Genomic DNA, 232 nt, shown 5'->3' with positions numbered 1-232 from the left:
CGCCTGCCTGAACCATGAAATTCGCGTCGTCAGGCCGCAGGAAGACGGTCCGTCCGATCCGGATGAAGTGCTGCCGCCAGGGGAAGTCGGCGAGATCATTATGCGTGGTCCGTGTATGATGGTCGGCTATTACAACCGCGAAGAAGCGACGGCAAAGGCGATGTATAAAGGATGGTATCATTCCGGCGACTTAGGCTATATCGATGAAGACGGCTACCTGTATGTCGCAGAC

1 pseudogene is annotated in these 232 nt (G+C 55.6%); it reads left to right on the top strand.

The window, feature by feature from the left end:
- Positions 1-232, top strand: a pseudogene (locus tag RG959_RS25005) (fatty acid--CoA ligase); the annotation flags it as partial.

The sequence above is a fragment of the Domibacillus sp. 8LH genome (assembly GCF_038806185.1).
GTDB classification, from domain to species: domain Bacteria; phylum Bacillota; class Bacilli; order Bacillales; family Domibacillaceae; genus Domibacillus; species Domibacillus indicus_A.
Note: the sequence above shows the minus strand (reverse complement) of the source record. Positions and strands in the feature narration are given on the sequence as shown.